Source organism: Ruegeria sp. AO1 (assembly GCF_056535985.1).
In genome coordinates, this window is sequence record NZ_JBQFJC010000001.1 from 1984666 (window position 1) to 2005784 (window position 21119).

At 59.2% G+C, this 21119-nt stretch carries 24 protein-coding genes and 1 tRNA gene; 16 read left to right on the forward strand and 9 right to left on the reverse strand.

The window, feature by feature from the left end:
- Nucleotides 1–10: 10 nt before the first annotated feature.
- From ACR3FB_RS09795 to ACR3FB_RS09815, 5 genes are all read left to right on the forward strand, one after another.
- Complete coding sequence (locus ACR3FB_RS09795; RefSeq protein WP_480564218.1) at nucleotides 11–982, forward strand: beta-ketoacyl-ACP synthase III; 972 nt, start codon at nucleotides 11–13, stop codon at nucleotides 980–982.
- Between the two features lie 96 nt (nucleotides 983–1078).
- Complete coding sequence (ihfA, locus tag ACR3FB_RS09800; protein ID WP_037316145.1) at nucleotides 1079–1381, forward strand: integration host factor subunit alpha; 303 nt, start codon at nucleotides 1079–1081, stop codon at nucleotides 1379–1381.
- Nucleotides 1382–1399: 18 nt separating this feature from the next.
- Nucleotides 1400–1960, forward strand: coding sequence for a MerR family transcriptional regulator (locus tag ACR3FB_RS09805; RefSeq protein ID WP_480564216.1), 561 nt, complete (start codon nucleotides 1400–1402; stop codon nucleotides 1958–1960).
- A gap of 60 nt (nucleotides 1961–2020) precedes the next feature.
- A tRNA-Pro gene (locus tag ACR3FB_RS09810) sits at nucleotides 2021–2097 on the forward strand.
- A 61-nt stretch (nucleotides 2098–2158) separates the two neighbouring features.
- Nucleotides 2159–3238: a 2'-deoxycytidine 5'-triphosphate deaminase gene (locus ACR3FB_RS09815; protein WP_480564213.1), complete on the forward strand. Its 1080-nt coding sequence runs from the start codon at nucleotides 2159–2161 to the stop codon at nucleotides 3236–3238.
- Here ACR3FB_RS09815 and ACR3FB_RS09820 read toward each other — a convergent pair.
- The 6 genes from ACR3FB_RS09820 to argS form a co-directional block, all read right to left on the reverse strand.
- Entirely contained in the window at nucleotides 3235–3453 is a 219-nt protein-coding gene (locus tag ACR3FB_RS09820) for a hypothetical protein (protein ID WP_425082952.1), read from the reverse strand. The two genes, ACR3FB_RS09815 and ACR3FB_RS09820, sit on opposite strands and share 4 nt — an antisense overlap.
- A gap of 64 nt (nucleotides 3454–3517) precedes the next feature.
- Nucleotides 3518–4168 carry an SMC-Scp complex subunit ScpB gene (scpB, locus tag ACR3FB_RS09825; protein WP_170373946.1) on the reverse strand — a complete coding sequence of 217 codons (651 nt, stop codon included), beginning with the start codon at nucleotides 4166–4168 and terminating at the stop codon, nucleotides 3518–3520.
- Nucleotides 4161–4955 (reverse strand): segregation and condensation protein A, encoded by a 795-nt coding sequence (locus tag ACR3FB_RS09830; protein WP_170688808.1) that lies wholly within the window; start codon nucleotides 4953–4955, stop codon nucleotides 4161–4163. The genes scpB and ACR3FB_RS09830 overlap by 8 nt, the downstream gene beginning before the upstream one ends.
- On the reverse strand, nucleotides 4945–5952 hold the full coding sequence (gene nagZ, locus ACR3FB_RS09835; protein ID WP_480564210.1) for a beta-N-acetylhexosaminidase: 1008 nt from the start codon (nucleotides 5950–5952) through the stop codon (nucleotides 4945–4947). Before nagZ ends, ACR3FB_RS09830 begins: the two co-directional genes overlap by 11 nt.
- Nucleotides 5949–7004, reverse strand: coding sequence for an SPOR domain-containing protein (locus ACR3FB_RS09840; protein WP_480564207.1), 1056 nt, complete (start codon nucleotides 7002–7004; stop codon nucleotides 5949–5951). Before ACR3FB_RS09840 ends, nagZ begins: the two co-directional genes overlap by 4 nt.
- A gap of 87 nt (nucleotides 7005–7091) precedes the next feature.
- Nucleotides 7092–8837, reverse strand: coding sequence for an arginine--tRNA ligase (gene argS / locus ACR3FB_RS09845; protein WP_480564204.1), 1746 nt, complete (start codon nucleotides 8835–8837; stop codon nucleotides 7092–7094).
- A 131-nt stretch (nucleotides 8838–8968) separates the two neighbouring features.
- On the opposite strand from argS, the gene ACR3FB_RS09850 reads away from it, so the two are divergent.
- Nucleotides 8969–9514, forward strand: a complete 546-nt coding sequence (locus ACR3FB_RS09850; RefSeq protein ID WP_480564202.1) for a putative pterin-binding protein — start codon at nucleotides 8969–8971, stop codon at nucleotides 9512–9514.
- Here the strand turns inward: ACR3FB_RS09850 and ACR3FB_RS09855 are convergent, their stop codons facing one another.
- Nucleotides 9515–10657, reverse strand: coding sequence for a deoxyguanosinetriphosphate triphosphohydrolase (locus ACR3FB_RS09855; protein ID WP_480564199.1), 1143 nt, complete (start codon nucleotides 10655–10657; stop codon nucleotides 9515–9517).
- Between the two features lie 76 nt (nucleotides 10658–10733).
- Here ACR3FB_RS09855 and ACR3FB_RS09860 point away from each other — a divergent pair, with 76 nt between their 5' ends.
- Together ACR3FB_RS09860 and xth are read left to right on the forward strand one after the other, a co-directional pair.
- A complete protein-coding gene (locus tag ACR3FB_RS09860) occupies nucleotides 10734–11057 on the forward strand; it encodes a HesB/IscA family protein (RefSeq protein ID WP_170373953.1) in 324 nt (107 codons plus the stop codon).
- Between the two features lie 281 nt (nucleotides 11058–11338).
- Entirely contained in the window at nucleotides 11339–12118 is a 780-nt protein-coding gene (xth, locus tag ACR3FB_RS09865; protein WP_480538172.1) for an exodeoxyribonuclease III, read from the forward strand.
- Between the two features lie 2 nt (nucleotides 12119–12120).
- On the opposite strand, the gene ACR3FB_RS09870 is transcribed toward xth, so the two are convergent.
- Nucleotides 12121–13272 carry an FAD-dependent oxidoreductase gene (locus tag ACR3FB_RS09870; protein ID WP_480564195.1) on the reverse strand — a complete coding sequence of 384 codons (1152 nt, stop codon included), beginning with the start codon at nucleotides 13270–13272 and terminating at the stop codon, nucleotides 12121–12123.
- Nucleotides 13273–13343: 71 nt separating this feature from the next.
- Nucleotides 13344–13766: an RNA polymerase-binding protein DksA gene (gene dksA / locus ACR3FB_RS09875; protein WP_170374347.1), complete on the reverse strand. Its 423-nt coding sequence runs from the start codon at nucleotides 13764–13766 to the stop codon at nucleotides 13344–13346.
- A gap of 371 nt (nucleotides 13767–14137) precedes the next feature.
- On the opposite strand from dksA, the gene ACR3FB_RS09880 reads away from it, so the two are divergent.
- From ACR3FB_RS09880 to ACR3FB_RS09915, 8 genes are all read left to right on the forward strand, one after another.
- Complete coding sequence (locus ACR3FB_RS09880; protein WP_480564193.1) at nucleotides 14138–14983, forward strand: AAA family ATPase; 846 nt, start codon at nucleotides 14138–14140, stop codon at nucleotides 14981–14983.
- 77 nt (nucleotides 14984–15060) lie between these two features.
- A complete protein-coding gene (locus tag ACR3FB_RS09885) occupies nucleotides 15061–15510 on the forward strand; it encodes an N-acetyltransferase family protein (RefSeq protein WP_480564190.1) in 450 nt (149 codons plus the stop codon).
- Entirely contained in the window at nucleotides 15507–16871 is a 1365-nt protein-coding gene (locus tag ACR3FB_RS09890; protein WP_480564188.1) for a DUF2927 domain-containing protein, read from the forward strand. Before ACR3FB_RS09885 ends, ACR3FB_RS09890 begins: the two co-directional genes overlap by 4 nt.
- 7 nt (nucleotides 16872–16878) lie before the next feature.
- The gene (locus ACR3FB_RS09895) at nucleotides 16879–17049 is read left to right on the forward strand and encodes a hypothetical protein (protein ID WP_170373958.1); all 171 of its coding nucleotides are present in this window, start codon (nucleotides 16879–16881) and stop codon (nucleotides 17047–17049) included.
- A 3-nt stretch (nucleotides 17050–17052) separates the two neighbouring features.
- Nucleotides 17053–18237 carry a vWA domain-containing protein gene (locus ACR3FB_RS09900; RefSeq protein WP_480564185.1) on the forward strand — a complete coding sequence of 395 codons (1185 nt, stop codon included), beginning with the start codon at nucleotides 17053–17055 and terminating at the stop codon, nucleotides 18235–18237.
- Nucleotides 18238–18561: 324 nt separating this feature from the next.
- Nucleotides 18562–18969 (forward strand): hypothetical protein, encoded by a 408-nt coding sequence (locus ACR3FB_RS09905; protein WP_480565599.1) that lies wholly within the window; start codon nucleotides 18562–18564, stop codon nucleotides 18967–18969.
- Entirely contained in the window at nucleotides 18936–20282 is a 1347-nt protein-coding gene (locus ACR3FB_RS09910; RefSeq protein ID WP_480564180.1) for a hypothetical protein, read from the forward strand. The genes ACR3FB_RS09905 and ACR3FB_RS09910 overlap by 34 nt, the downstream gene beginning before the upstream one ends.
- A gap of 85 nt (nucleotides 20283–20367) precedes the next feature.
- On the forward strand, nucleotides 20368–21054 hold the full coding sequence (locus tag ACR3FB_RS09915; protein WP_480564177.1) for a M48 family metallopeptidase: 687 nt from the start codon (nucleotides 20368–20370) through the stop codon (nucleotides 21052–21054).
- Nucleotides 21055–21119: the final 65 nt, after the last annotated feature.

Consider the following 21119-nt stretch of genomic DNA (forward strand, 5'->3'; position numbering starts at 1 on the left):
TACCTCAAACATGGCAGGCCGTTCAGTCGTTGTAGGTGTCGGACATTATTTGCCCGAACGTGTTGTCCCGAATTCCGAGTTTGAACAGACTTTGGATACGACGGATGAATGGATCCGAACCCGGTCGGGGATCGAACGCCGCCACTTTGCTGCCGAAGGCGAAACCACCTCGGATCTGGCGACCAATGCCGCAAAAGCCGCCCTTGCAGACGCGGGGTTAGAGGCGGACGACATTGACGCCATCGTTCTTGCGACCTCGACCGCTGATCTGACCTTTCCGTCAGCGGCGACCATGGTTCAGGCCCGCCTTGGCATGACGCGCGGCTTTGCCTTCGATGTGCAAGCCGTATGTGCCGGATTCGTTTTCGCGCTGAGCAATGCAAACGCGCTGATCCTCTCGGGTCAGGCTAAACGCGTTCTGGTGATCGGGGCCGAAACGTTTTCCCGAATCATGGACTGGACCGACCGTTCGACCTGCGTGTTGTTCGGCGACGGCGCAGGTGCCCTGATCCTTGAGGAACAAGACGGCGCAGGCACTGCAGCCGACCGAGGCGTTCTGGCAACTGATCTGAACTCGGACGGACGTTATCAGGACCTGCTTTACGTGGATGGCGGCGTGTCAACGCAATCGACCGGTCATTTGCGGATGCAAGGCAATCAGGTCTTCCGTCATGCCGTTGAAAAGCTTGCCAAAACCGCCAACACCGCACTGGATCGCGCCGGGCTTTCGGCCTCGGACGTTGATTGGATTGTGCCGCATCAGGCCAATATCCGCATCATTCAGGGCACCGCCAAGAAGATGGGCCTGCCGATGGAGAATGTCGTGGTCACCGTACAGGATCACGGCAACACCTCGGCCGCGTCGATCCCTCTGGCCCTGTCGGTTGGCAAACAGCGTGGGCAAATCAAGCAAGGCGATCTGATCGTAACCGAAGCCATCGGCGGCGGGCTGGCTTGGGGCGCTGTTGTTCTGCGCTGGTAACCGGCGCAATTCAGCTTACGCCCCCACCTGCAATTCATTGATATTGACAGTGAATTTGCCCCCGCCCTATGCTTTGACAGCAACAGGGGAAAAGGTATGAGCGACAAAACACTGACCCGAATGGATCTAAGCGAAGCCGTCTTTCGTGAAGTTGGCCTGTCACGCAACGAAAGCGCGCAGCTGGTGGAAAGCGTTCTGAACCACATGTCCGACGCGCTGGTGCGCGGTGAACAGGTTAAGATTTCCTCATTCGGCACGTTCAGCGTTCGGGACAAAACCGCTCGTATCGGTCGCAACCCCAAAACCGGCGAGGAGGTTCCCATTCAACCCCGCCGCGTGCTAACTTTCCGTCCGTCGCACCTGATGAAGGATCGCGTCGCCGCCGGGAATCGCAAGTAATCCTAGGACCTCGCGGACATGAGCAAATCTCCCGACGCATTTCGCACCATAAGTGAAGTTGCGGATTGGCTCGGAGTACAGGCCCATGTCCTGCGCTTTTGGGAAAGCCGGTTCACACACGTCAAGCCCGTGAAACGGGCCGGAGGGCGCCGGTACTACCGCCCCAATGATATGCGTCTGCTGGGCGGTATCAAAAAGCTGCTGCACGAGGATGGGATCACCATCAAGGGCGTACAGCGGATTTTGCGCGAACAGGGCGTTGCCCATGTCGCCGCGCTCTCTCCTTCTCTGGATGATCCCACGGCCGAGAATACGGACAACACCGTTGTTCCCTTTTCCGCCAAACCTGCCCCGCAGACCGAACAAATCCCCATGGACCTCGACGCACCACAAGAGGCCGAGGCACCAGAGGAAAGCGCAGAACCAGCCGATTTGGATGCCGCGCCTTTGGTTGGAGGCATCGCTTCACTGGCATGGAATCGGTCCGAATTCGACGATGAACTACTCAGCCGTATCGCGCCCTTGGCCAAGGATTTGCGTGCATGGTTGAACCGGGTGGAAACACGGACTGCGGGATAGAAAAAAGGCAATGTTTTCCTCTTGCCCCTGCCGGGAAAACCGTTATGAACACTCCAACGTCGGGCTATGGCGCAGCCTGGTAGCGCGTCCGTCTGGGGGACGGAAGGTCGCAGGTTCGAGTCCTGCTAGCCCGACCAAATCACACCGACGTTTATGGCAGACAGGCCAGATCCCGCTCTGGCATCAGGGGGGATCGAAATGACAGGTGTATGCCCAAACCAGCAGATCGAAGCGATGATTGCGCGTGGCGAAATCAGTGCAAGCCCGGATGTGATCCCGGCACAGGTGCAACCCGCTAGCCTTGATCTGCGTTTGGGAACAGTGGCTTACCGCGTCCGCGCTTCGTTCTTGGCGGGCGAAGGGCGATCGGTCGCCGACCGTCTGTCCGAGTTCGAAATGCACAGGATCGACATCACCGACGGAGCCGTTTTGGAGAAAGGCTGCGTCTATCTGGTGCCGTTGATGGAATCACTCGCCCTGCCAGCCGAGACCAGCGCGGTGGCGAATGCCAAAAGTTCGACCGGTCGATTGGACCTACTGACCCGCACTATCACCGATGGCGGCACCGAGTTCGACCGGGTGCCCGCAGGCTATACTGGTCCACTCTATGCCGAGATCTGTCCACGGTCCTTCTCGGTTCTTGTACGACCCGGCATGCGGCTGAACCAGATTCGATTCCGTCAGGGCCAGGCCGTTCTGACCGACGCGGAATTGACCGCCTTGCACACCGAGTCCCCGCTGGTCGACGGGCCTGCCGTAATTCAGGACGGGTTGGGCTTTTCCGTTGACCTGCAATTGCCCGACACCGATCTGGTTGGCTATCGCGCAAAGCCGCATACAGGCGTGATTGATCTGGACCGGATCGGCGCATACGACCCGCAGGATTATTGGGAAGAGGTGCGCACGAGCGATGGCTGCATCATCCTCGATCCCGGCGCGTTCTATATCCTCGTCAGCCGGGAGGCGGTGCATATCCCACCCATGTACGCGGCAGAAATGGCCCCCTATCTGGCCATGGTCGGTGAGTTCCGTGTTCACTATGCGGGCTTTTTTGACCCCGGCTTTGGCCACGCGGCCGCAGGTGGTGCCGGATCGCGCGGTGTGCTTGAGGTTCGCTGCCACGAAGCCCCGTTCGTGCTAGAACACGGTCAGGTCGTAGGGCGCTTGGTCTATGAGAAGATGTCCGAAATGCCCACGCAGCTATATGGCGCGGGCATTGCCTCGAACTATCAAGGACAGGGACTGAAACTGTCCAAACACTTCAAGGCGGCTACCTAAAACCGCATGAACCGCCGCATCTGACGGGTCATCTGCTTGGCCTGTTTGATACTCTGCGACTGGGCCGGCCCCGGTTTCCCTTTTGGTTGGCTACTATCCGCATCCGACGAACCGCCCATACGGCTGGCCATATCAAATCCCTTGTCGATCCCCTTGTTGACAAGACGGCGCGTGACCTGGCGGACGATCATGTCGATGATCCGATTTGCACTCATTGCTCAACTCCGTTTCCTGCGCCTAGAGATAGGGTATCTATACGGCGGCAAAAGGGCTGTCTGATCACTCTTCCTCGAAGAGTTCGGTCTGATCTTCGTCAACTTCGTCTTCGCGCCCCTCGCCCAGTGGGATAGCACCCGGCGGCGGGCGATTTTCCAACAAGCCAGCGGCGCGCAATTCCTTGAGGCCCGGTAGGTCGCGGGCGTTCTCCAGACCAAAATGATCCAGAAACTCGGGCGTGACGACAAAGGTCACCGGACGACCGGGCGTCATGCGGCGGCGGCCCAGCCGGATCCACTCCATCTCGAGCAGTTGGTCGATGGTCCCGCGTGACACGGAGACACCGCGTATCTCTTCGATCTCGGCCCGCGTGCAAGGCTGGTGATAGGCCACGATGGCCAGCGTTTCGATCGCCGCACGGCTCAGCTTGCGGGTCTCAACCGTTTCCTTCTGCATTAGAAAGCCAAGGTCAGGGGCGGTTCGGATCGCCCATGCCTCACCTACCTTGACCACGCGCACACCGCGGCCCTCGTAGCGTTTCTGAAGCAATTCGACGGCCTGCGAGGCATTGCTACCATGTGGCATCCGCGCCTCAAGATCGGCATTCGTCACTGGTGCGGCGCTGGCAAACAGCACCGCCTCGACCATCCGCTCCTGCTCGGCCAGAGGGGGCGCTTCGAACAGGGTGCCGGTTTCTTCGGGGGCGTCAGTCACGGGTCTCGGTCCTCTTGCGCAGATGGATCGGGGCAAAGGTGTCACTTTGCTTGATCTCCATATGTCCTTCTTTCACCAGCTCCAGCGAGGCCGCAAAGGTTGCCGCCGTGGCCGAGCGTCGCCGCACCGGATCACCGTCCCATCCGTCGGGCAGATAGGTCTCCATATCGGTCCAGGCACCGGCAAACCCGATCAGAGGGCGCATACGCTCCAGCGCCTGCTCCATCGTGAAAACCGAGTCGCGGTCCATCACAAAGGGGCGGAATTCATCTCGGGTACGGATGCGCGCATAGCCCTGCATCAAGTCCAACAGCGTGGCGGAATAGGTCACTGTGCGAATGCGAGTGACGTCTTCGGCCTGCCCGCGCTTGAAGAAATCGCGCCCCAGCTGGTCCCGCGCCATGAGCCGGGCGGCGGCATCACGCATGGCCTGCAGGCGCTCAAGCTGAAACGCCAAGTGGGCTGCGAGTTCCTCACCCGAGGGCCCCTCATCATCCGGGTCAGGCGGCAGCAGGAGGCGGGATTTGAGAAAGGCCAGCCAAGCGGCCATCACCAGGTAGTCTGCGGCCAGTTCGATCCGCAGCGCGCGCGCCTTTTCGACAAAAGCCAGATATTGCTGCGCCAGTGCCAGGACCGAGATCTTGCGCAGGTCGACCTTTTGCGTCCGCGACAGGGTCAGGAGCACGTCTAACGGGCCCTCAAAACCGTCAACGTCAACGATCAGTGCTTCGGCCGCCAGCCGGTCGGCGACCGAGACCGGATCTTCGCTGAAAAGACTATCGTTCATATACCTGCCCGCCCATTAGGGCAGATAGTTCAGCCTCAGTGGCCTCGATGTCAAGTTCGGCGGGCTTTTTGCGCATGGCCAAGGCCCGATCTGCGCGGGCCTGCGCCGCCTCGGTCATCTGGCCTGCGGCTTCAAGCACATCACGACGCTCAGCGAAGCTGCCGTTGCAGTGCAATACGACATCACAGCCTGCCTGCAAGGCCTGTGCCGCGCGCTCGGACACCAACCCGCTCAGCGCCTTCATGCTGATGTCATCGGTCATGACCAGGCCGTCAAAGCCGATCACCTCGCGTATGACCTTCATCATCGGAGCCGAGATCGTGGCCGGAGTCGGGTCGATTTGTTCGAACACCAGATGAGCGGTCATCGCCATCGGCAAGTCGTTCAGAGCTTTGAACGGGGCAAAATCGGTCTGCGTCAGCTCTTCGAGCGTCAGGTCGACGCGCGGCAGATCGAAATGTGTGTCCAGCGTGGCCCGACCGTGACCGGGCATGTGCTTGACGACAGGCAATACCCCGCCATCCAAATGCCCCCGCGCAACCGCGCGCCCAAGTTGAGCGATGCTATCTGCATCGCTGCCGTAGCAGCGGTTACGTAGAAAGGCGTGGGTTTCCGTGCGCGCGACATCCACCATCGGCGCGCAGTTGCTGTCGATCCCCAGCTCAAAGAGCTCATGCGCAATCAGGCGATAGCGCAGGTACATGGCGCGTTCCGCATGCTCTCTGGCCCGTTCGGCATGATCGAGCGGCGGCATCCATTCACGCGCCAGAGGGGCGCGCAGGCGTTGAACACGGCCGCCCTCTTGATCAATCGTGATAGGGCAATTCCGCCCTACGGCCTCGCGAAAGTCATCGCACAGGGCCCGGACCTGATCGGCACTTTCGATGTTGCGCGCGAACAGGATGAACCCAAACGGGTTCATCTCACGGAACAGGGCCCTTTCGTCATCGGTCAACCGCAGCGCTTCTGCGTCAGAAATCGCGGCGCCGAACGTCACCTGACGGCCACCGGGATACAGTCGGCCCCTTGCGCCACAAGCGCCGCGCAGAACTGGCGTGAGTCGCTTAGGTCATCAAAGCCAAGCACGCGCAACCGGTAAAAGGTCCGGCCACCGCTTGAGGTTCTCTGGATAACGCGCTGTTTTCCATCCATATACTCACCGAATTGACCGTTCAGACGTGCCCATTCGGACTTCGCGACATCTGCGCTTTCAAAAGCGCCAAGCTGCGCCAGACGAGTGCCTTTGCTCAGCGTGTCAGGGTCTACATCCAACCCAACGGCGGATTTGACGGCCGCGTTGATCGCTTTCTCAGACGTATCGGTGACCACCGCACGGCGGGCCGGGCGGGTCTGCGGGCGCAACGAGCGGCGCACACCCGGAAGCTCGGCAATGGCCGGATCCGGCAGGGCCGCGGCGAAATCCGCCGGGTCGATCGCCGGCTCTTCCTCGGGCGTCACCAGAGAGGCCAACTGCACGCTAGCCTCGGTTTGTTCATCATTGGCACGAGCCGCCTCGCCCGCGAGTTCGGCTACCAGTGCGTCCACTGCGTTCTGCCGCAGCGCCGCGGCCTCTTCGTTCGAGATCGGCTCTTCGACGACATGGACAGCTTTGGTCGGCTTCAATTCACCGGCGGGCAGGTCCTCATCTGTCAGCGAGACCGGACGAGGAGCCAGGATCAGACGATCCGCAGGGGCGGCTGCCGAGCCTTCGGCAGCAACCGCATTCACGGCCAGACCCTGATGATCTGCGGGGCGCCCGCCCGGATTTTCGGGCTGAATGCGCATCGGACCTTCGGCGGCGCGCACAACCGGTACGCCGCTGACATCGCGCATCACCAGCTTGTAGCTCCAGATCCCGATTCCGGCCACAAGCGCCAGAGAGGCGACCGCCCCCAGCACATTCATCGCCTTGCCGACGCCAAAACCGCTGCGCGGCGCGGCATGGTCGGCCATCTCGTCAGGGTAGTCATACCCATCATCGGCATAGGATTGATTCGGGTAATGCATCTGCCCGGGGCTTTGATGCCCCGAGTAATCGTAACTCGTCATGTCCGCCTCACCGCCCGATTGCGCCTGAAATTAAGGCGCGCGGGTCATTTCTTGTCTGCCTCAGACCGGCGGTTCGGGCGGTATTGGTTACCGCATCTCCTGCGCCGGAGTAACGCCAAGAATACCCAAGCCTGCTGAAATCACAACAGAAACGGCACGGGCCAATGCGATTTTCGACTGGCTTGTGGCAACATCGCCATCCTGGATGAAGCGCAGCTGAGTTTCTTCGTTGCCCTTGTTCCACAGAGCGTGAAAATCCCCTGCCAATTCATACAGATAGAAGGCTACGCGGTGCGGTTCGTTGGTCCGGGCTGCGATCTCAACCAAGCGTGGCCATTCGGCCAGTTTCTTGGCCACAGCCAGCTCGGAGGCATGGTCGATCTTGCCCAGATCGGCGCCCACAAGGGTCGCATCGTCGGCAGCAATCTCGGACTCGGCCGCGCGGCGCAGCACGCTCATGACGCGGGCATGGGCGTATTGCACGTAGAACACCGGGTTCTCACGGCTCTGCTCCAGCACCTTGTCGAAATCGAAGTCCAGCGGCGCGTCGTTCTTGCGGGTCAGCATCACGAAACGGGTCACATCCGGGCCAACCTGATCGACCACATCGCGCAGGGTGACAAAGTTCCCAGCCCGCTTGGACATCTTGAACGGCTCGCCATTTTTCCACAGCTTCACCAGTTGGGTCAGTTTGATATCCAGCGGCACCTTGCCGTCAGACAGCGCCGACACAGCGGCCTTCATCCGTTTGACATAGCCACCATGATCCGCGCCAAACACGTCGATCAGCGCGTCGAAACCACGGCTGACCTTGTCGTAGTGATAGGCGATATCCGGGGCGAAATAGGTCCAGGCGCCATCCGATTTCTTGACCGGACGGTCGACGTCATCGCCATGTTCGGTCGATTTGAACAGGGTCTGCTCACGCGGCTCCCAATCCTCGGGCTTTTTGCCCTTGGGCGGTTCCAGCACGCCTTCATAGATCAGGCCCTTGTCGGTCAGCGACTGCAACGCGGCCTCAATCCGGCCCGTGCCATAGAGGGATTTCTCCGAGAAGAACACATCCATTTCAACGCCCAGCGCCTTCAAGTCGGCGCGGATCAGATCCATCATCGCGTCGGTGGCGAAGTTGCGCAGATCTTCCAGCCATTCGCTCTCGGGCTTGTCGATCAGGCTATCGCCGTATTTCTCTTTCAGAGCCTCACCGATGGGGATCAGGTAGTCGCCAGGATAGAGACCCTCGGCAATCTCGGGGCTCAGACCGTTGGCTTCGCGGTAGCGCTCATAGGCCGAACGTGCCAGCACATCCACCTGCGCGCCACCGTCGTTGATGTAGTACTCACGCGTCACGTCGTGGCCGGAATAGGCCAGCAAGCTCGCCAGAGCGTCCCCGAACACGGCACCCCTTGTATGACCGACATGCAGCGGACCTGTCGGGTTGGCTGAGACATATTCCACGTTGACCTTCTGCCCCTGTCCCATGGTCGAGCGGCCGTAGTCCGTGCCCATCTCCAACACGCGCGCCAGAACACCCTGCCAGACCGTTGCGGCCAGACGTAGGTTTAGGAACCCGGGCCCCGCAACCTCGGCGCTGGTGATCCGGTCATCGGCGGCCAGCTTGACCGCCAAAGCATCCGCGATGTCGCGTGGTTTCATCTTGGCTGGCTTCGCCAGCACCATCGCCGCATTGGTCGCCATATCGCCATGCGCGGCATCGCGCGGCGGCTCGACCGCCACGTTGTCAAAGCTCAACCCCTCGGGCAGAGCGCCTTCGGACTGCATCTGCGCCAACGCGTCCAGTACAAGGCCGCGGATCTCGGAAAACAGGTTCATTTCGGATGTCCTTTTGCTTGCCCGGCGGTTTACCACGCAAAGCGTCAAGGTCAATGGAGGGCATCTGTTTGGGCTTGGATTGTCCACGAACACGGCTAATTTGAGCAGGATTGCAAAACCGGAGACGACCCATGCGCCTAGTCCTGCCCCTTGTCCTTGCCCTAGCGACGCCCGTATGGGCCGAGATGCCCGCGCCCAAGGGGCACGTTCTGCTGACATTGGGCGGCGCGGTGTCTGAGACCAACCTGCCCGCACGCGGCGAGAATGACGGCGGTCTGCTTGGATATCTGGAGGTCACGCATAGCGGGGCAGCCGGTTTCGACACCGCGATGCTGGACGCGCTTGATCAGACCGAAATCACGATACCCTACGGCCCCGAAGGCAACAAACGCGAGATCACGTTCTCTGGCCCTCTTCTGTCGGCGGTGATGTCAATGGCCGGAGCTGAGGGAAGAACCGCCAAACCCATGGCACTGGACGGGTATCAGGCCGAAATTCCTTGGAGCAGTATTGAGGCCCACAACCCGATTGTCGCGACCCATGCAGACGGCAGCCCGATGGGCATTGGCGGCTACGGTCCTACCATGATCGTCTTCCCGCCTACCGACGACGCTGATCTGGCTGCGGAACAGGCCGGTCAGCAGGTCTGGGCGCTGGCCTATATCGGGATCGAATAGTTACTGGCCGGTCAGGCGCTTGTGATCCTGCAGCGCAAACCGATCTGTCATGCCCGCAATGTAATCTGAAACGATCCGCGCCAACGCGGTCTCATCCTGCGCGGCTTCGATATCGTTATGCCAGCGGGTCGGCATCTGTTTGGGATCATTCAGATAGATCGGGAACAGGTCTTCGACCACACGCGCCACTTTTTCCCGAACCTCCATCACACTGGGGGCGCGATACATCCGCGCGAACAGGAAAGCGCGGATCTCCTTAAGTTGCGCCCAAAGCCCGTCAGAAAATTGAATGACCGGAGCACCATAGTGCCGGATATCCTCAACCGACTGCGCCCCCGATCTGGCAATGAGCTCTCGCGATGTATCAATCACATCCGAGACCATAACACCAAAAACCCGCCGCAACGCCTCATGCCGGCGGCGATACGGGTCAAGTCCGGGATAGGCCCGATCAACCGCCGCATAGCACTCTCCCACAATCGGGAGTAGCTGGATTTCATCGTCAGAGAACAGGTCGGCCCGAAGCCCATCCAGCAGATCGTGGTTGTTATAGGCAATATCGTCCGACAAGGCCGCCACCTGTGCCTCGGCACTGGCGTGGGTGTGCAGTTCCAGATCAAATTCGCCGTTGCATTCGGCCAGAGCCCAAGGCAGCTCTCCGGTCACCGGTCCGTTGTGCTTTGCGATCCCTTCCAGACATTCCCATGTCAGATTGCAGCCGTCGAACTCGGCATAGTGGCGCTCCAGCTTGGTGACGATGCGGATGGCCTGCGCGTTGTGGTCAAAACCGCCGTAAGGGGCCATTAAAGAATGCAGCGCGTCCTCACCCGTGTGACCAAAAGGTGTGTGACCCAAGTCATGCGCAAGCGCGATGGCCTCGGTAAGCTCTGGGTTCAGGTCCAAAGCCCCAGCAATTGTGCGCGCGACCTGAGCCACCTCAATCGAATGCGTCAGGCGGGTGCGGTAGCTATCGCCTTCATGTTCGACAAAAACTTGCGTCTTATGCTTGAGCCGCCGGAACGCGCTGGCATGAATGATGCGATCACGATCACGCTGAAAGCATGACCGGAAACTGCTTTCCTCCTCAGGCACCAACCGCCCCCGTGCGCGGCCTGGATCCGAGGCAAAACCCGCTCTGTCCAAAAGTCTGGTCCTTGTCGCCTGTCGATAGGTTTCATATATTGTACGTTGGTTGGGAAATAAACCTTTGGAGTCTGGCATGAATCTGCCTCCGACAGTCACAGAACGAGCATTTGAGCGCCTTGCTGAAATCGGTGCTGCCAATCAGGGTCAGGCCCTTCGAGTCGCCGTTGAAGGCGGCGGATGTTCCGGTTTTCAATACGAAATCGCGCTGGACGAACCGAAAGAGGACGACCTTGTGCTGGAAGGCAAAGGCCAAAAGGTGATTGTCGACTCGATCTCCCTGCCCTTTCTGGAAAATGCAGTCATTGATTTTACCCAGGAACTTATCGGCGCGCGGTTCGTGATCGAAAACCCAAACGCGACGTCTTCTTGCGGATGCGGAACATCGTTTTCCATGTAAGCCACGTGGGGGCTTTGCCCCCACACCCCCAAGGTATTTTCAGCCAGATGAAGCGGGGATCCACTCTCCGACCTGAACGCCGGAGAGCTTCACCTGGCGCGGTCATCGGCGCCTCCGCTTGTACCGCATCTCTTTTCTACAACCAAATTGGTTAAGGATCCGCTTCTTCATCTGGCCAAAAATACCTCGGAGCGCGAGGCAGAGCCTCGCAACCCCGTCCACCACCTTGCCGCTGCGATCATTCTGGGCGATAGGTTGCAAACAGCTTCGGAGGATCGCGCATGAAAATCGCCACGTTCAACATCAATGGCATAAAAGCGCGGGCCGAAGCCTTGCCACGTTGGCTAGATGATGCCCAGCCAGACGTGGTTCTTTTGCAGGAAATCAAATCCATCGACGAGAACTTCCCCCGCGAAATTTTCGAAGAGCGCGGGTACAATGTCGAGACACATGGTCAGAAGAGCTTTAACGGCGTCGCAATCCTCTCGAAGCTACCTTTGGAGGATGTGACGCGCGGTTTGCCCGGTGACGATGAAGATGAACAAGCGCGTTGGATCGAAGCAACTGTTGTCGGCAAGCAGGCGCTGCGGGTCTGTGGCCTTTATCTACCGAACGGAAACCCAACGCCCGGGCCAAAATACGACTACAAACTGGCGTGGATGGAGCGTCTGTACGATCGCGCCCGTGCCCTGTTGGCCAGCGAAGAGCCTGCGTTAATTGCGGGCGACTACAACATCATTCCCCAAGCAGAAGATGCAAAACGCCCCGATGCATGGCGCGAGGACGCCTTGTTCCGGCCCGAAAGCCGGGCTGCGTTCCGCAAGATCCTGAACCTTGGCTTCACCGAAGCTTTCCGTGCCCGCGTGCAAGGTGCGGGCCACTATTCTTTCTGGGACTATCAGGCCGGAGCGTGGAACAAGGATGACGGCATTCGCATCGACCATTTTCTACTGACCCCGCAGGCCGCAGATTTGATGCGGGACTGTCAGATCGACAAAGAAGTGCGTGGGCACGAAAAACCCTCGGACCACGTGCCGGTTTGGGTCGATCTGGACATCTGAGATCAGACGGTCAGGTCGTAGTTGTAAATCCAGTCGTATTTTCGCGTCAGGCGCGGACCAATCGCTGCCAGAACCGCTTGCGCGGCCAGACGCATCGGACCCCGCAGATGGAAGTTGCGCGCGTTAGCGGATGCAGCAGCGACCACATGTTGCGCGCGGCGCTGGCGCGCGGATTCGTAGGCTGCAAGAGCTTGCCTCACACCCGATTGGCTGTCGAAAGAGCGTGCCAGAACCCAGGCATCCTCAAGCGCTAGACATGCCCCCTGTGCCATGAAGGGCAACGTCGGATGTGCCGCATCGCCCAACAGAGCCAAGCGTCCGTTCTGCCATCTCTCGGCCACCGGACGCAGGTACAGCGCCCAAAGATGCGTTTCTTCGACTTTTGTCAGTATGTCCCTTACCGGTCCGCCAAAATCGGCAAACCGCGCGCGCAAGTCGTCGGGATCGCCCTTAACGCGCCAGCCTTCTTGCTGCCAGTCCGAGCGTTCTTCAATCGCGACGATGTTCATCAGGCGTTGGTCGCGCAGCGGATAAGTGACGACGTGCCGCCCCGGCCCCATAGTCAGTGAAGCTTGCGGTCTCTCAACCCGGTCCTCCCAAAGCACCGTGGCGCGCCAGGCAATCTGGTGGGTAAAGGCAGGAGCCTCGGGGCCATTCAGGATCGGGCGAAGGGTGCTGCGTCCGCCATCTGCTGCAATGACACATTCGGCGCGAAGGCGCTGTCCATCATCCAGCACAATCTCGGCCTCGGACGGGTGTTTGCGAACCGTCTGCACTCGCGCACCAAGGCGTATGTCGACACCTACATCCTCAGACGCCCGTCGCAACAGCTCTAGAAGATCGGCGCGGTAATAGTAGAATGTCGGGCCCGCCGCCGGGGCTGGAATACGACTGATCACCCGGCCCTTGCGATAGTCGCGCAAAACAGTTCCGTGCGAGAATTGCGCGGCCTTGGGCTGATCCCCCGCAACCCCTAAGGCGCGCAGAACGCACATCCCGTTGGCGCTGATCTGAAGGCCTGCTCCAACCTCGGTCAGCGCTGGGGCCTGCTCTAACACGGTCACCTGCGCCCCGCGCTGGCGCAGGGCCAACGCCGCCGCAAGGCCGCCAATGCCGCCGCCCACCACGCAAAACTTCAAACCGTTGATCTTCATGGCCTTGCCTTAACGCAAAAACGCCGGAGCGACAGGCCCCGGCGTTTGAATTATTCACTTTATCAGGACGATCAATCGTCGCGGTGGACCTTTTCGCGACGCTCGTGCCGTTCCTGTGCCTCGAGTGTCATGGTCGCAATCGGGCGCGCATCCAGGCGCTTCAGCGAGATCGGGTCGCCTGTTTTTTCGCAATACCCGTATTCGCCTTCGTCGATCCGGCGCAGGGCCGAGTCGATCTTCGCCACCAGTTTGCGCTGACGATCCCGTGTGCGCAGTTCCAGCGCGCGGTCGGTTTCCTCACTGGCGCGGTCGGCGACGTCCGGAATGTTGCGGGTGTTGTCCTGCAGCCCTTCGATCGTGTCGCGGCTGCCTGCGAGTAGTTCTGTCTTCCAGTCCAGCAGCTTGCGGCGAAAATACTCAAGCTGCAGATCATTCATGAAAGGCTCATCTTCGGCCGGACGGTAGTCCTCCGGCAGAAAAACTTCCTGCTTCATATTTGCTCCCTCGGTATGGCCTGTAACGTCGGTCACGGTTGCTTCACCAGACATTTGGCTCTCCCTTCTGCGCAGCGTTTAGCCGACGGGCACTGGAATGTCACTACACAAACGTAGAACCGACGCCCCGTCGCAAGCCTTCATCTAAATATGAGACTTAAAACAACAAATCCTTGTTTTTCTGTGAAAATCGACAGGCAATTTCAGGGCATTGTTCAACCCTCGAGAAAGGCACCTGCCTGCGAATCATGCAAAAGCGGTTGGAGTCGCAGGTAAATTTGATTCACCGACGCAGCGGCCCGGCTTGTCAAATTCCCCATCGCTCTGTAACCCGGACACCACAGTTTCGCCGGAAACAGCAAGAGGACCCGATGACCGCACGTTTTCAAGGCACAGCCGAATATGTCGCCACCGAAGATCTGACCATCGCCGTGAACGCCGCCGTCACGCTGGAGCGCCCCTTGCTGGTCAAAGGGGAACCCGGCACTGGCAAGACCGAATTGGCAAAACAGGTCGCCGGCGCGTTGGGTCTGCGCATGATCGAGTGGAATGTGAAATCCACCACGCGCGCGCAGCAGGGACTTTACGAATACGACGCCGTCAGCCGGTTGCGGGACAGCCAGCTGGGCGAAGAGCGTGTGCATGACGTCTCGAACTACATCCGCAAGGGCAAGCTCTGGCAAGCGTTTGAGGCCGACGAAAAAGTCGTTCTGCTGATTGATGAGATCGACAAGGCGGATATCGAGTTTCCCAATGACCTTCTGCAGGAACTCGACAAGATGGAGTTCCACGTCTACGAGACCGGCGACACGATCAAGGCAAAGAACCGCCCGATCGTGATCATCACTTCAAACAACGAAAAAGAGCTGCCCGACGCCTTCCTGCGCCGTTGCTTTTTTCACTATATCCGCTTCCCGGATGAAGCCACGATGCGCCGCATTGTCGAAGTCCATCATCCCGGTATTAAGGATGCCCTGCTGACCACCGCTCTGACGCAATTCTACGAGATCCGGGACACGCAAGGCTTGAAGAAGAAACCTTCAACCTCCGAGGTTCTGGACTGGTTGAAACTGCTGCTAGCCGAGGATCTGAGCGCCGAAGACCTCAAACGAGACGGGGCCAACGCGCTGCCCAAACTGCACGGCGCGCTGCTGAAAAATGAACAAGACGTGCATTTGTTTGAGCGATTGGCCTTCATGGCACGCAGTCGACGTTGAACAGGATGTGAGCGCGGCTTGCTTCTTGGCGGTCCGGGTGTCAGCATCCCACAAACCAAATAAGCAGGACGCATCGCTTGGCCAAAGACCTCAAAATCCGCCCACTGACCGCCGAGGACAAGGCCCAATGGGCCGAGATGTGGCGTGACTATCTTGCGTTCTATGAAACCACCCTGCCCGACACAATCTACGAGACGACATTCGAACGTCTGCTGGGCGATGACCCGCAGGATTTCTCGGGCTTTGTTGCAGAACAGGACGGCAAGCTGGTCGGATTGACGCATTTCCTGTTTCACCGTCATGGGTGGAAAGTCGAGAATGTCTGCTATTTGCAGGACCTGTTCGCCCGCCCCGAGGCGCGTGGAACCGGCGTCGGGCGCGCCCTGATTCAGGCGGTCTATGATGAGGCCGATCGCCAAGGAGCTCCGGCAGTCTATTGGCTCACGCAGGAGTTCAATCACACCGCACGCCAGCTCTATGATCGGATTGGCACCCTGACGCCGTTCATAAAGTACAATCGCGCATGAAGCGGTTTGTCGCCTTCGTTGCAGTGTTGGCGCTGTCAGCCTGTACAACGGTCGAACGGATCGAATTGCCGGACAACGTCAAGGTCGTTGAGCAATCCCTGCCCCCCACAAAGTCGTTCTCGGCGTCGCGGCCAACGCCCCCTGCGCGGTCCAATACCAACATTGCTGCCGATTTCCTGGACTTGCATTTTGCGTTGGAAAGCGGCGTTGAGCTGCCGGTTTTCACCCGGTTCGAAACACCCGTCACCGTGCGCCTGACGGGCACGCCCACGGCCAGCATGCAGCGCGACCTGACCAGCCTGTTGAACCGCATTCGGCGCGAGGCCAGGATCGACATCCGGCAAATTCCCGAAGGTCAGGCCAACATCACCATTGAGGCCGTCACCCAGCGCGACATCCAACGCATCCTGCCCAATGCTGCCTGCTTCGTGGTCCCCAATTCATCGAGCCTCGAGGAATACCGCCGCGACCGCCGCAAGCCCAAGAGCAGCTGGACCGAGTTGCAACGGCGCGAGCGTCTGGGCATTTTCATCCCTGCAGATGTTAGCCCGCAAGAAATCCGCGATTGCTTGCATGAGGAACTGGCGCAGGCGCTGGGGCCGCTCAACGACCTGTATCATTTGCCAGATTCCGTGTTCAACGACGACAACATTCACACCGTTTTGACCGGGTTCGACATGCTGATCCTGCGGGCGGCCTACTCTCCTGAACTGCGCTCGGGCATGACCCGTGAACAGGTCGAGGCCGTGATCCCCGGCCTGCTCAGCCGCCTCAACCCGCGCGGCGACCGGCTGCCGGTGCAACCGCTGACCGAAACCCCGCGCGAATGGGTCGACGCGATTAATAAAGCCCTCGGCCCCGGTCCCGGATCCCCCCGACAGCTGCGCGCCGCTAAACGCGCGGCCGAAATCGGACGGCGACAGGGCTGGACCGACCACCGCCGAGCCTATCCGCACTACCTGATGGGCCGCATGATCCAATTCCGCGACCCCGCCGCCGCCTTGCAGAACTACCAAATCGCGCTGCAGTTCCTGAACGCCACCCCCGGAACCGAGGTTCACCGCGCGCATGTCACGGCCCAAACCGCCTCTTTTGCACTGGCGCAGGACAGAGGGCCCGAAATCCTGCCCGAACTGAACTCCGCAATTGACGTTATAACAAGGGCAGAGAACGCCTCGCTTCTGGCGACGTTGCTACTGCTGAAATCCGAGGCCCTGAAACAAGCCGGACAGGAGCAGCAGGCACGTGCGGTCAGGCTGGACAGTATCGGATGGGCGCGATACGGGTTTGGCTCGGATCTGGTGGCCCGGTCTCTGGCAGAGGGCGACGCTGGAACGTCGAGAAACAATACAGGTGGATGACAGACGAATGCTCGTAGTAGTGGGAATGGCTGTTTTGGGTGCGATCCTGGGCGTAATGGCCGCGCGCAAGCGCAACGGCAACCGGGCCGACATGGCGCAATACGCGGCCGGTTACGGCATAGCTTTTGCGCTTTTGGGCCTGATCCTGTCGCTGATCCTTGTGCGGTTCTTGGTGTAGCCCATGTTCCTGCCCTTTTTCGAAAACCTCAGAAAAGCAGGCATCCCGGTCTCACTGCGGGAATATCTGACCTTTCTGGAGGGTATGAAAAAGGGCCTGGCCACCTATGATGTCGAGGCGTTCTACTACCTCGCACGAGTCTCGATGGTGAAGGATGAGCGCAATATCGACAAGTTCGACCGCGCTTTTGCCGCCAGTTTTGAGGGGCTGGGTGAGATCAGTTTCGATCAGGTGCTGGAGGCGGTCGACATCCCTGCGGACTGGCTGGCCAAGATGGCAGAAAAACACCTCTCGGAAGAAGAAAAGGCCGAGATCGAAGCCCTTGGCGGCTTCGACAAGCTGATGGACACTTTGCGCGAACGCCTGAAAGAGCAGCAAGGCCGTCACCAGGGGGGGAACAAGTGGATCGGCACGGCGGGGACCTCTCCGTTCGGGGCCTATGGCTACAACCCCGAAGGCGTGCGGATCGGCCAGAAGGAAAGCCGTCACCAGCGCGCGGTGAAAGTCTGGGACAAGCGCGAATTCAAGAACTTAGACGACACTGTTGAACTGGGAACGCGCAACATCAAGGTCGCCTTGAAGCGTCTGCGCCGCTGGGCCCGCGAGGGCGCGGCGGAGGAGCTGGACCTGGACGGCACCATCCGCGCCACTGCCGAAAACGGCTATCTCGACGTCAAAACCCGCCCCGAGCGGCATAACGCGGTCAAGGTCCTGCTGTTTCTGGACGTCGGTGGTTCCATGGACCCGCATATCAAGGTGGTTGAAGAGCTGTTCTCGGCCGCGCGGACCGAGTTCAAGCATTTGGAATACTACTACTTCCACAATTGCCTCTATGAAGGCGTCTGGCGCGACAATCGCCGCCGTTGGGACCAACAGATCCCCACCCACGAGGTGCTGCGCACCTACGGCGGCGACTACAAATGCATCTTTGTCGGCGACGCCTCGATGAGCCCCTACGAGATCGCCTACCCCGGCGGCGCCAACGAGCACTGGAACCAAGAAGCAGGCCAAGTCTGGCTGCAGCGCGCGCGCGAGCAGTGGACGTCAAACCTGTGGATTAACCCGGTGCCCGAGAAATACTGGGGCTACACTCACTCCATCGGCATGATCCAAGAGATTTTCGAGGACCGCATGGTGCCAATGACACTAGCCGGGTTGGAACAAGGCATGCGCGAGTTGACTCGCTAGGCGTCACTGCGCGCCGAAGTAGATCAACGCTGCTAAAAACAAGACAAAGTCTTAGATTTTGCCCTCGAAATAGCTTCAGAGGAAACAATCGAAGCAATATTCCCCGCATTTTTGAGATTCGTGGTATAAACCAAATGGATCGACGCTGGGGGGCTGAGATGACCAAATCTAAACTTCGCAACTACCTGACATCTTTTTTGACCGTTTCTGCATTGGTGCTGGCGTCCGGAGCCGTTGCGACTTTTGCCTTTGCGCCGGATGCGGCTTACGCAAAAAACGATAAAGGCAACGGCAAAGGCAAGGGGAACGGAAGGGGCAACGGAGGTGGCAAGGGGAATTCCGGCAAGGGAGGAAAAGACGGAGGCAAGAGCGGCGAAAAGGGAAAATCTGGTAAAAGCAACGGCGCAAAAAGTGCCGGTAAGGATCATGGAAAAGCCAAATCCAAAACCCAGAGTTCTCGAAACCTATTCGGAAGTAGCAACAAGCAGAAAGCGAAGTCCAAAACCCAACGCTCTGGCAACCTATTTGGAAATGGCAAAAAGCAAAAAGCCAAGTCCACAACTCAACGCTCTCGCAACATATTCGGAACTGGCAACAAGCAGAAAGCGAAGTCCCAAAAACCTTCCAACAACAAGTCACGAAGCGGCAAAGTTCAGAAAACAACCCTCGCGAACGTTGGGCGAGAGTTCAAACGCGATGTGGAAGAACTGTTCGGCAAACGCTCACGCGTGAAACCCAAAGCCAGCGGAAAACGCGTAAACAAAGCCTACCGCAAAGCGTCCATTGCTCCGGTCGAATACTCCCCGCGACCAGTTGCTCGCTCGGACTATCGCACCAAGCGATACGACGAACAAAACCCGGACAAGCGTAGATACCGCGATCCGCTTGTGGCTGCGATTACCGACCCATATGGCTCGGACAAGTTGCGCAACCTGAACGCATCGAAAGCGGCGGCTCCGGCGTTTCGCAACGCGTCTCCCAACAGCAATGTCGGCAAGATCGCGACCTATCAGGCCGCTGCGGAAACCTACTATGACCTGCGCGGAGATCTCTATGACGCACGGCGCGAGTTGCGTGACCTGAACGAAAGCTATGACGGCCGTAGCAGCGACGACATTGCCGACGACATCGCCGCGCTTGATCCTTCAGACCCCAACTACCAAGACGACCTGAACGCGCTTGAAGACGAACTGCGCGACGCAGAAACCTATGAAGAGGCACGTGACGACCTGCGCGCAGATGTAAGGGATTTGCGCCACGAAACGCGCGACGCCCTGCAAGACGCAGAAACCGCCTTCTTCGACGCGTCCAAAGGCCGGACGGTGACCAAAGGCACTTTGTCTCAGTTCCACGGCTACCTAGATCTGCCGCAGCCGCGGCATCGCTACAAGGATGGAGTAACAATCCAGCCCGTGCCCTACGATCCTGATCGTTACAGATACACCAAAGACGATGCGACCTACGAACAGTGGGATGATAAGCGGGATCTTTATGACACCTATTCGCATCAAAAGAAGGATCGGTATCGCTATTACCGCGATCCGCTTGTGGCTGCGATTACCGACCCCTATGGCTCGGACAAGCTGCGCAATCTGAACGCATCGAAAGCGGCGGCTCCGGCGTTTCGTAACGCGTCTCCCAACAGCAATGTCGGCAAGATCGCGACCTATCAGGCTGCTGCGGAAACCTACTATGACCTGCGTGGGGATCTCTATGACGCACGGCGCGAGTTGCGGGATCTGAACGAAAGCTATGACGGCCGTAGCAGCGACGACATTGCGGACGACATTGCCGCGCTTGATCCCTCGGACCCCAATTACGAGGACGACCTGAACGCGCTTGAGGATGAACTGCGTGACGCCGAAACCTATGAAGAAGCGCGTGAGGACCTGCGCGCGGATGTCAGGGACTTGAGAGTGGATGCACTGGTCGCGGAGAAGGAGGCAGAACATGCCTTTTTCGAGGCTTCAAAAGGTGCCACGTTAACGAAACAGTCTCTCTCTGAATTCCATTCCAACTTGCAGCTTCCTCTGCCGGGTAGGTAGGTTCAGCATTCGGGGCATGTTTTGACCTAGGACTTAACTGCAATTGCGGCTTGCCTAGACTGGGTGAGCCGCCCATATCTATGTCATGCTTCGCTTAACTCCGATCCTTCTGGCGATTGCCTATGGCCTTGTGATGTACCGGATTTCCATCTGGCGCACCCATCGTGAGTTGGATCAGAAGTCGACCGAACTCGCTGACCCTGCCCTCAAACGGATGACAGACAGGCTGGCCGCTGCTTTGAATATCGCGCGGGTGCCGGTCTATATCTACGAGATTGATCCGGTAAACGGCTTGGCGGCTCCGGACGGGCGGATATTCATCACGCGCGGGTTTTATCGCAAGTTTCGCAACGGTGAGGTCTCTGCCGAGGAGATGGCGAGCGTGATTGCCCATGAGCTGGGTCATGTAGCCTTGGGGCATGCGAAACGGCGGATGATTGATTTCTCAGGCCAGAACGCAATGCGGACCGCATTGATCATGGTGTTGAACCGGTTCATTCCCTTCATCGGAGCCATGATTGCGAATGCGCTGACCTCCGTGTTGGCGTCGCGTTTGTCACGGCAGGATGAGTATGAGGCGGACGAATATGCCGCCGCCTTGCTGACCAAGGCCGGGATTGGGATCGCGCCGCAGAAATCTCTGTTCCACAAGTTGGAAGACCTGACGCAGCAGCGTGCCGGAATCGTGCCTGCGTGGCTGATGAGCCATCCAAAGACGGATGAGCGGATTGCTGCATTGGAAGCTCTGGAGCAGCGTTGGGCGCGTGGCTGAGGATGCGCAGCGAGAGGCCAGCCTCTCGCGCTCTCCGAGGTATTTCTAGCCAGATGAAGAGAGAT

Coding starts and splice junctions, on each gene's coding strand:
- ACR3FB_RS09805 (WP_480564216.1), top strand. CDS start 1,400: ATGAGCAAATCTCCCGACGCATTTCGCACCATAAGTGAAGTTGCGGAT.
- ACR3FB_RS09820 (WP_425082952.1), bottom strand. CDS start 3,453: ATGAGTGCAAATCGGATCATCGACATGATCGTCCGCCAGGTCACGCGC.
- ACR3FB_RS09900 (WP_480564185.1), top strand. CDS start 17,053: ATGTTCCTGCCCTTTTTCGAAAACCTCAGAAAAGCAGGCATCCCGGTC.
- ACR3FB_RS09890 (WP_480564188.1), top strand. CDS start 15,507: ATGAAGCGGTTTGTCGCCTTCGTTGCAGTGTTGGCGCTGTCAGCCTGT.
- ACR3FB_RS09870 (WP_480564195.1), bottom strand. CDS start 13,272: ATGAAGATCAACGGTTTGAAGTTTTGCGTGGTGGGCGGCGGCATTGGC.
- argS (WP_480564204.1), bottom strand. CDS start 8,837: ATGAACCTGTTTTCCGAGATCCGCGGCCTTGTACTGGACGCGTTGGCG.
- ACR3FB_RS09840 (WP_480564207.1), bottom strand. CDS start 7,004: ATGACGAGTTACGATTACTCGGGGCATCAAAGCCCCGGGCAGATGCAT.
- dksA (WP_170374347.1), bottom strand. CDS start 13,766: ATGAAGCAGGAAGTTTTTCTGCCGGAGGACTACCGTCCGGCCGAAGAT.
- ihfA (WP_037316145.1), top strand. CDS start 1,079: ATGAGCGACAAAACACTGACCCGAATGGATCTAAGCGAAGCCGTCTTT.
- ACR3FB_RS09895 (WP_170373958.1), top strand. CDS start 16,879: ATGCTCGTAGTAGTGGGAATGGCTGTTTTGGGTGCGATCCTGGGCGTA.
- ACR3FB_RS09830 (WP_170688808.1), bottom strand. CDS start 4,955: ATGAACGATAGTCTTTTCAGCGAAGATCCGGTCTCGGTCGCCGACCGG.
- ACR3FB_RS09860 (WP_170373953.1), top strand. CDS start 10,734: ATGAATCTGCCTCCGACAGTCACAGAACGAGCATTTGAGCGCCTTGCT.
- ACR3FB_RS09795 (WP_480564218.1), top strand. CDS start 11: ATGGCAGGCCGTTCAGTCGTTGTAGGTGTCGGACATTATTTGCCCGAA.
- xth (WP_480538172.1), top strand. CDS start 11,339: ATGAAAATCGCCACGTTCAACATCAATGGCATAAAAGCGCGGGCCGAA.
- ACR3FB_RS09850 (WP_480564202.1), top strand. CDS start 8,969: ATGCGCCTAGTCCTGCCCCTTGTCCTTGCCCTAGCGACGCCCGTATGG.
- ACR3FB_RS09880 (WP_480564193.1), top strand. CDS start 14,138: ATGACCGCACGTTTTCAAGGCACAGCCGAATATGTCGCCACCGAAGAT.
- ACR3FB_RS09915 (WP_480564177.1), top strand. CDS start 20,368: ATGCTTCGCTTAACTCCGATCCTTCTGGCGATTGCCTATGGCCTTGTG.
- ACR3FB_RS09815 (WP_480564213.1), top strand. CDS start 2,159: ATGACAGGTGTATGCCCAAACCAGCAGATCGAAGCGATGATTGCGCGT.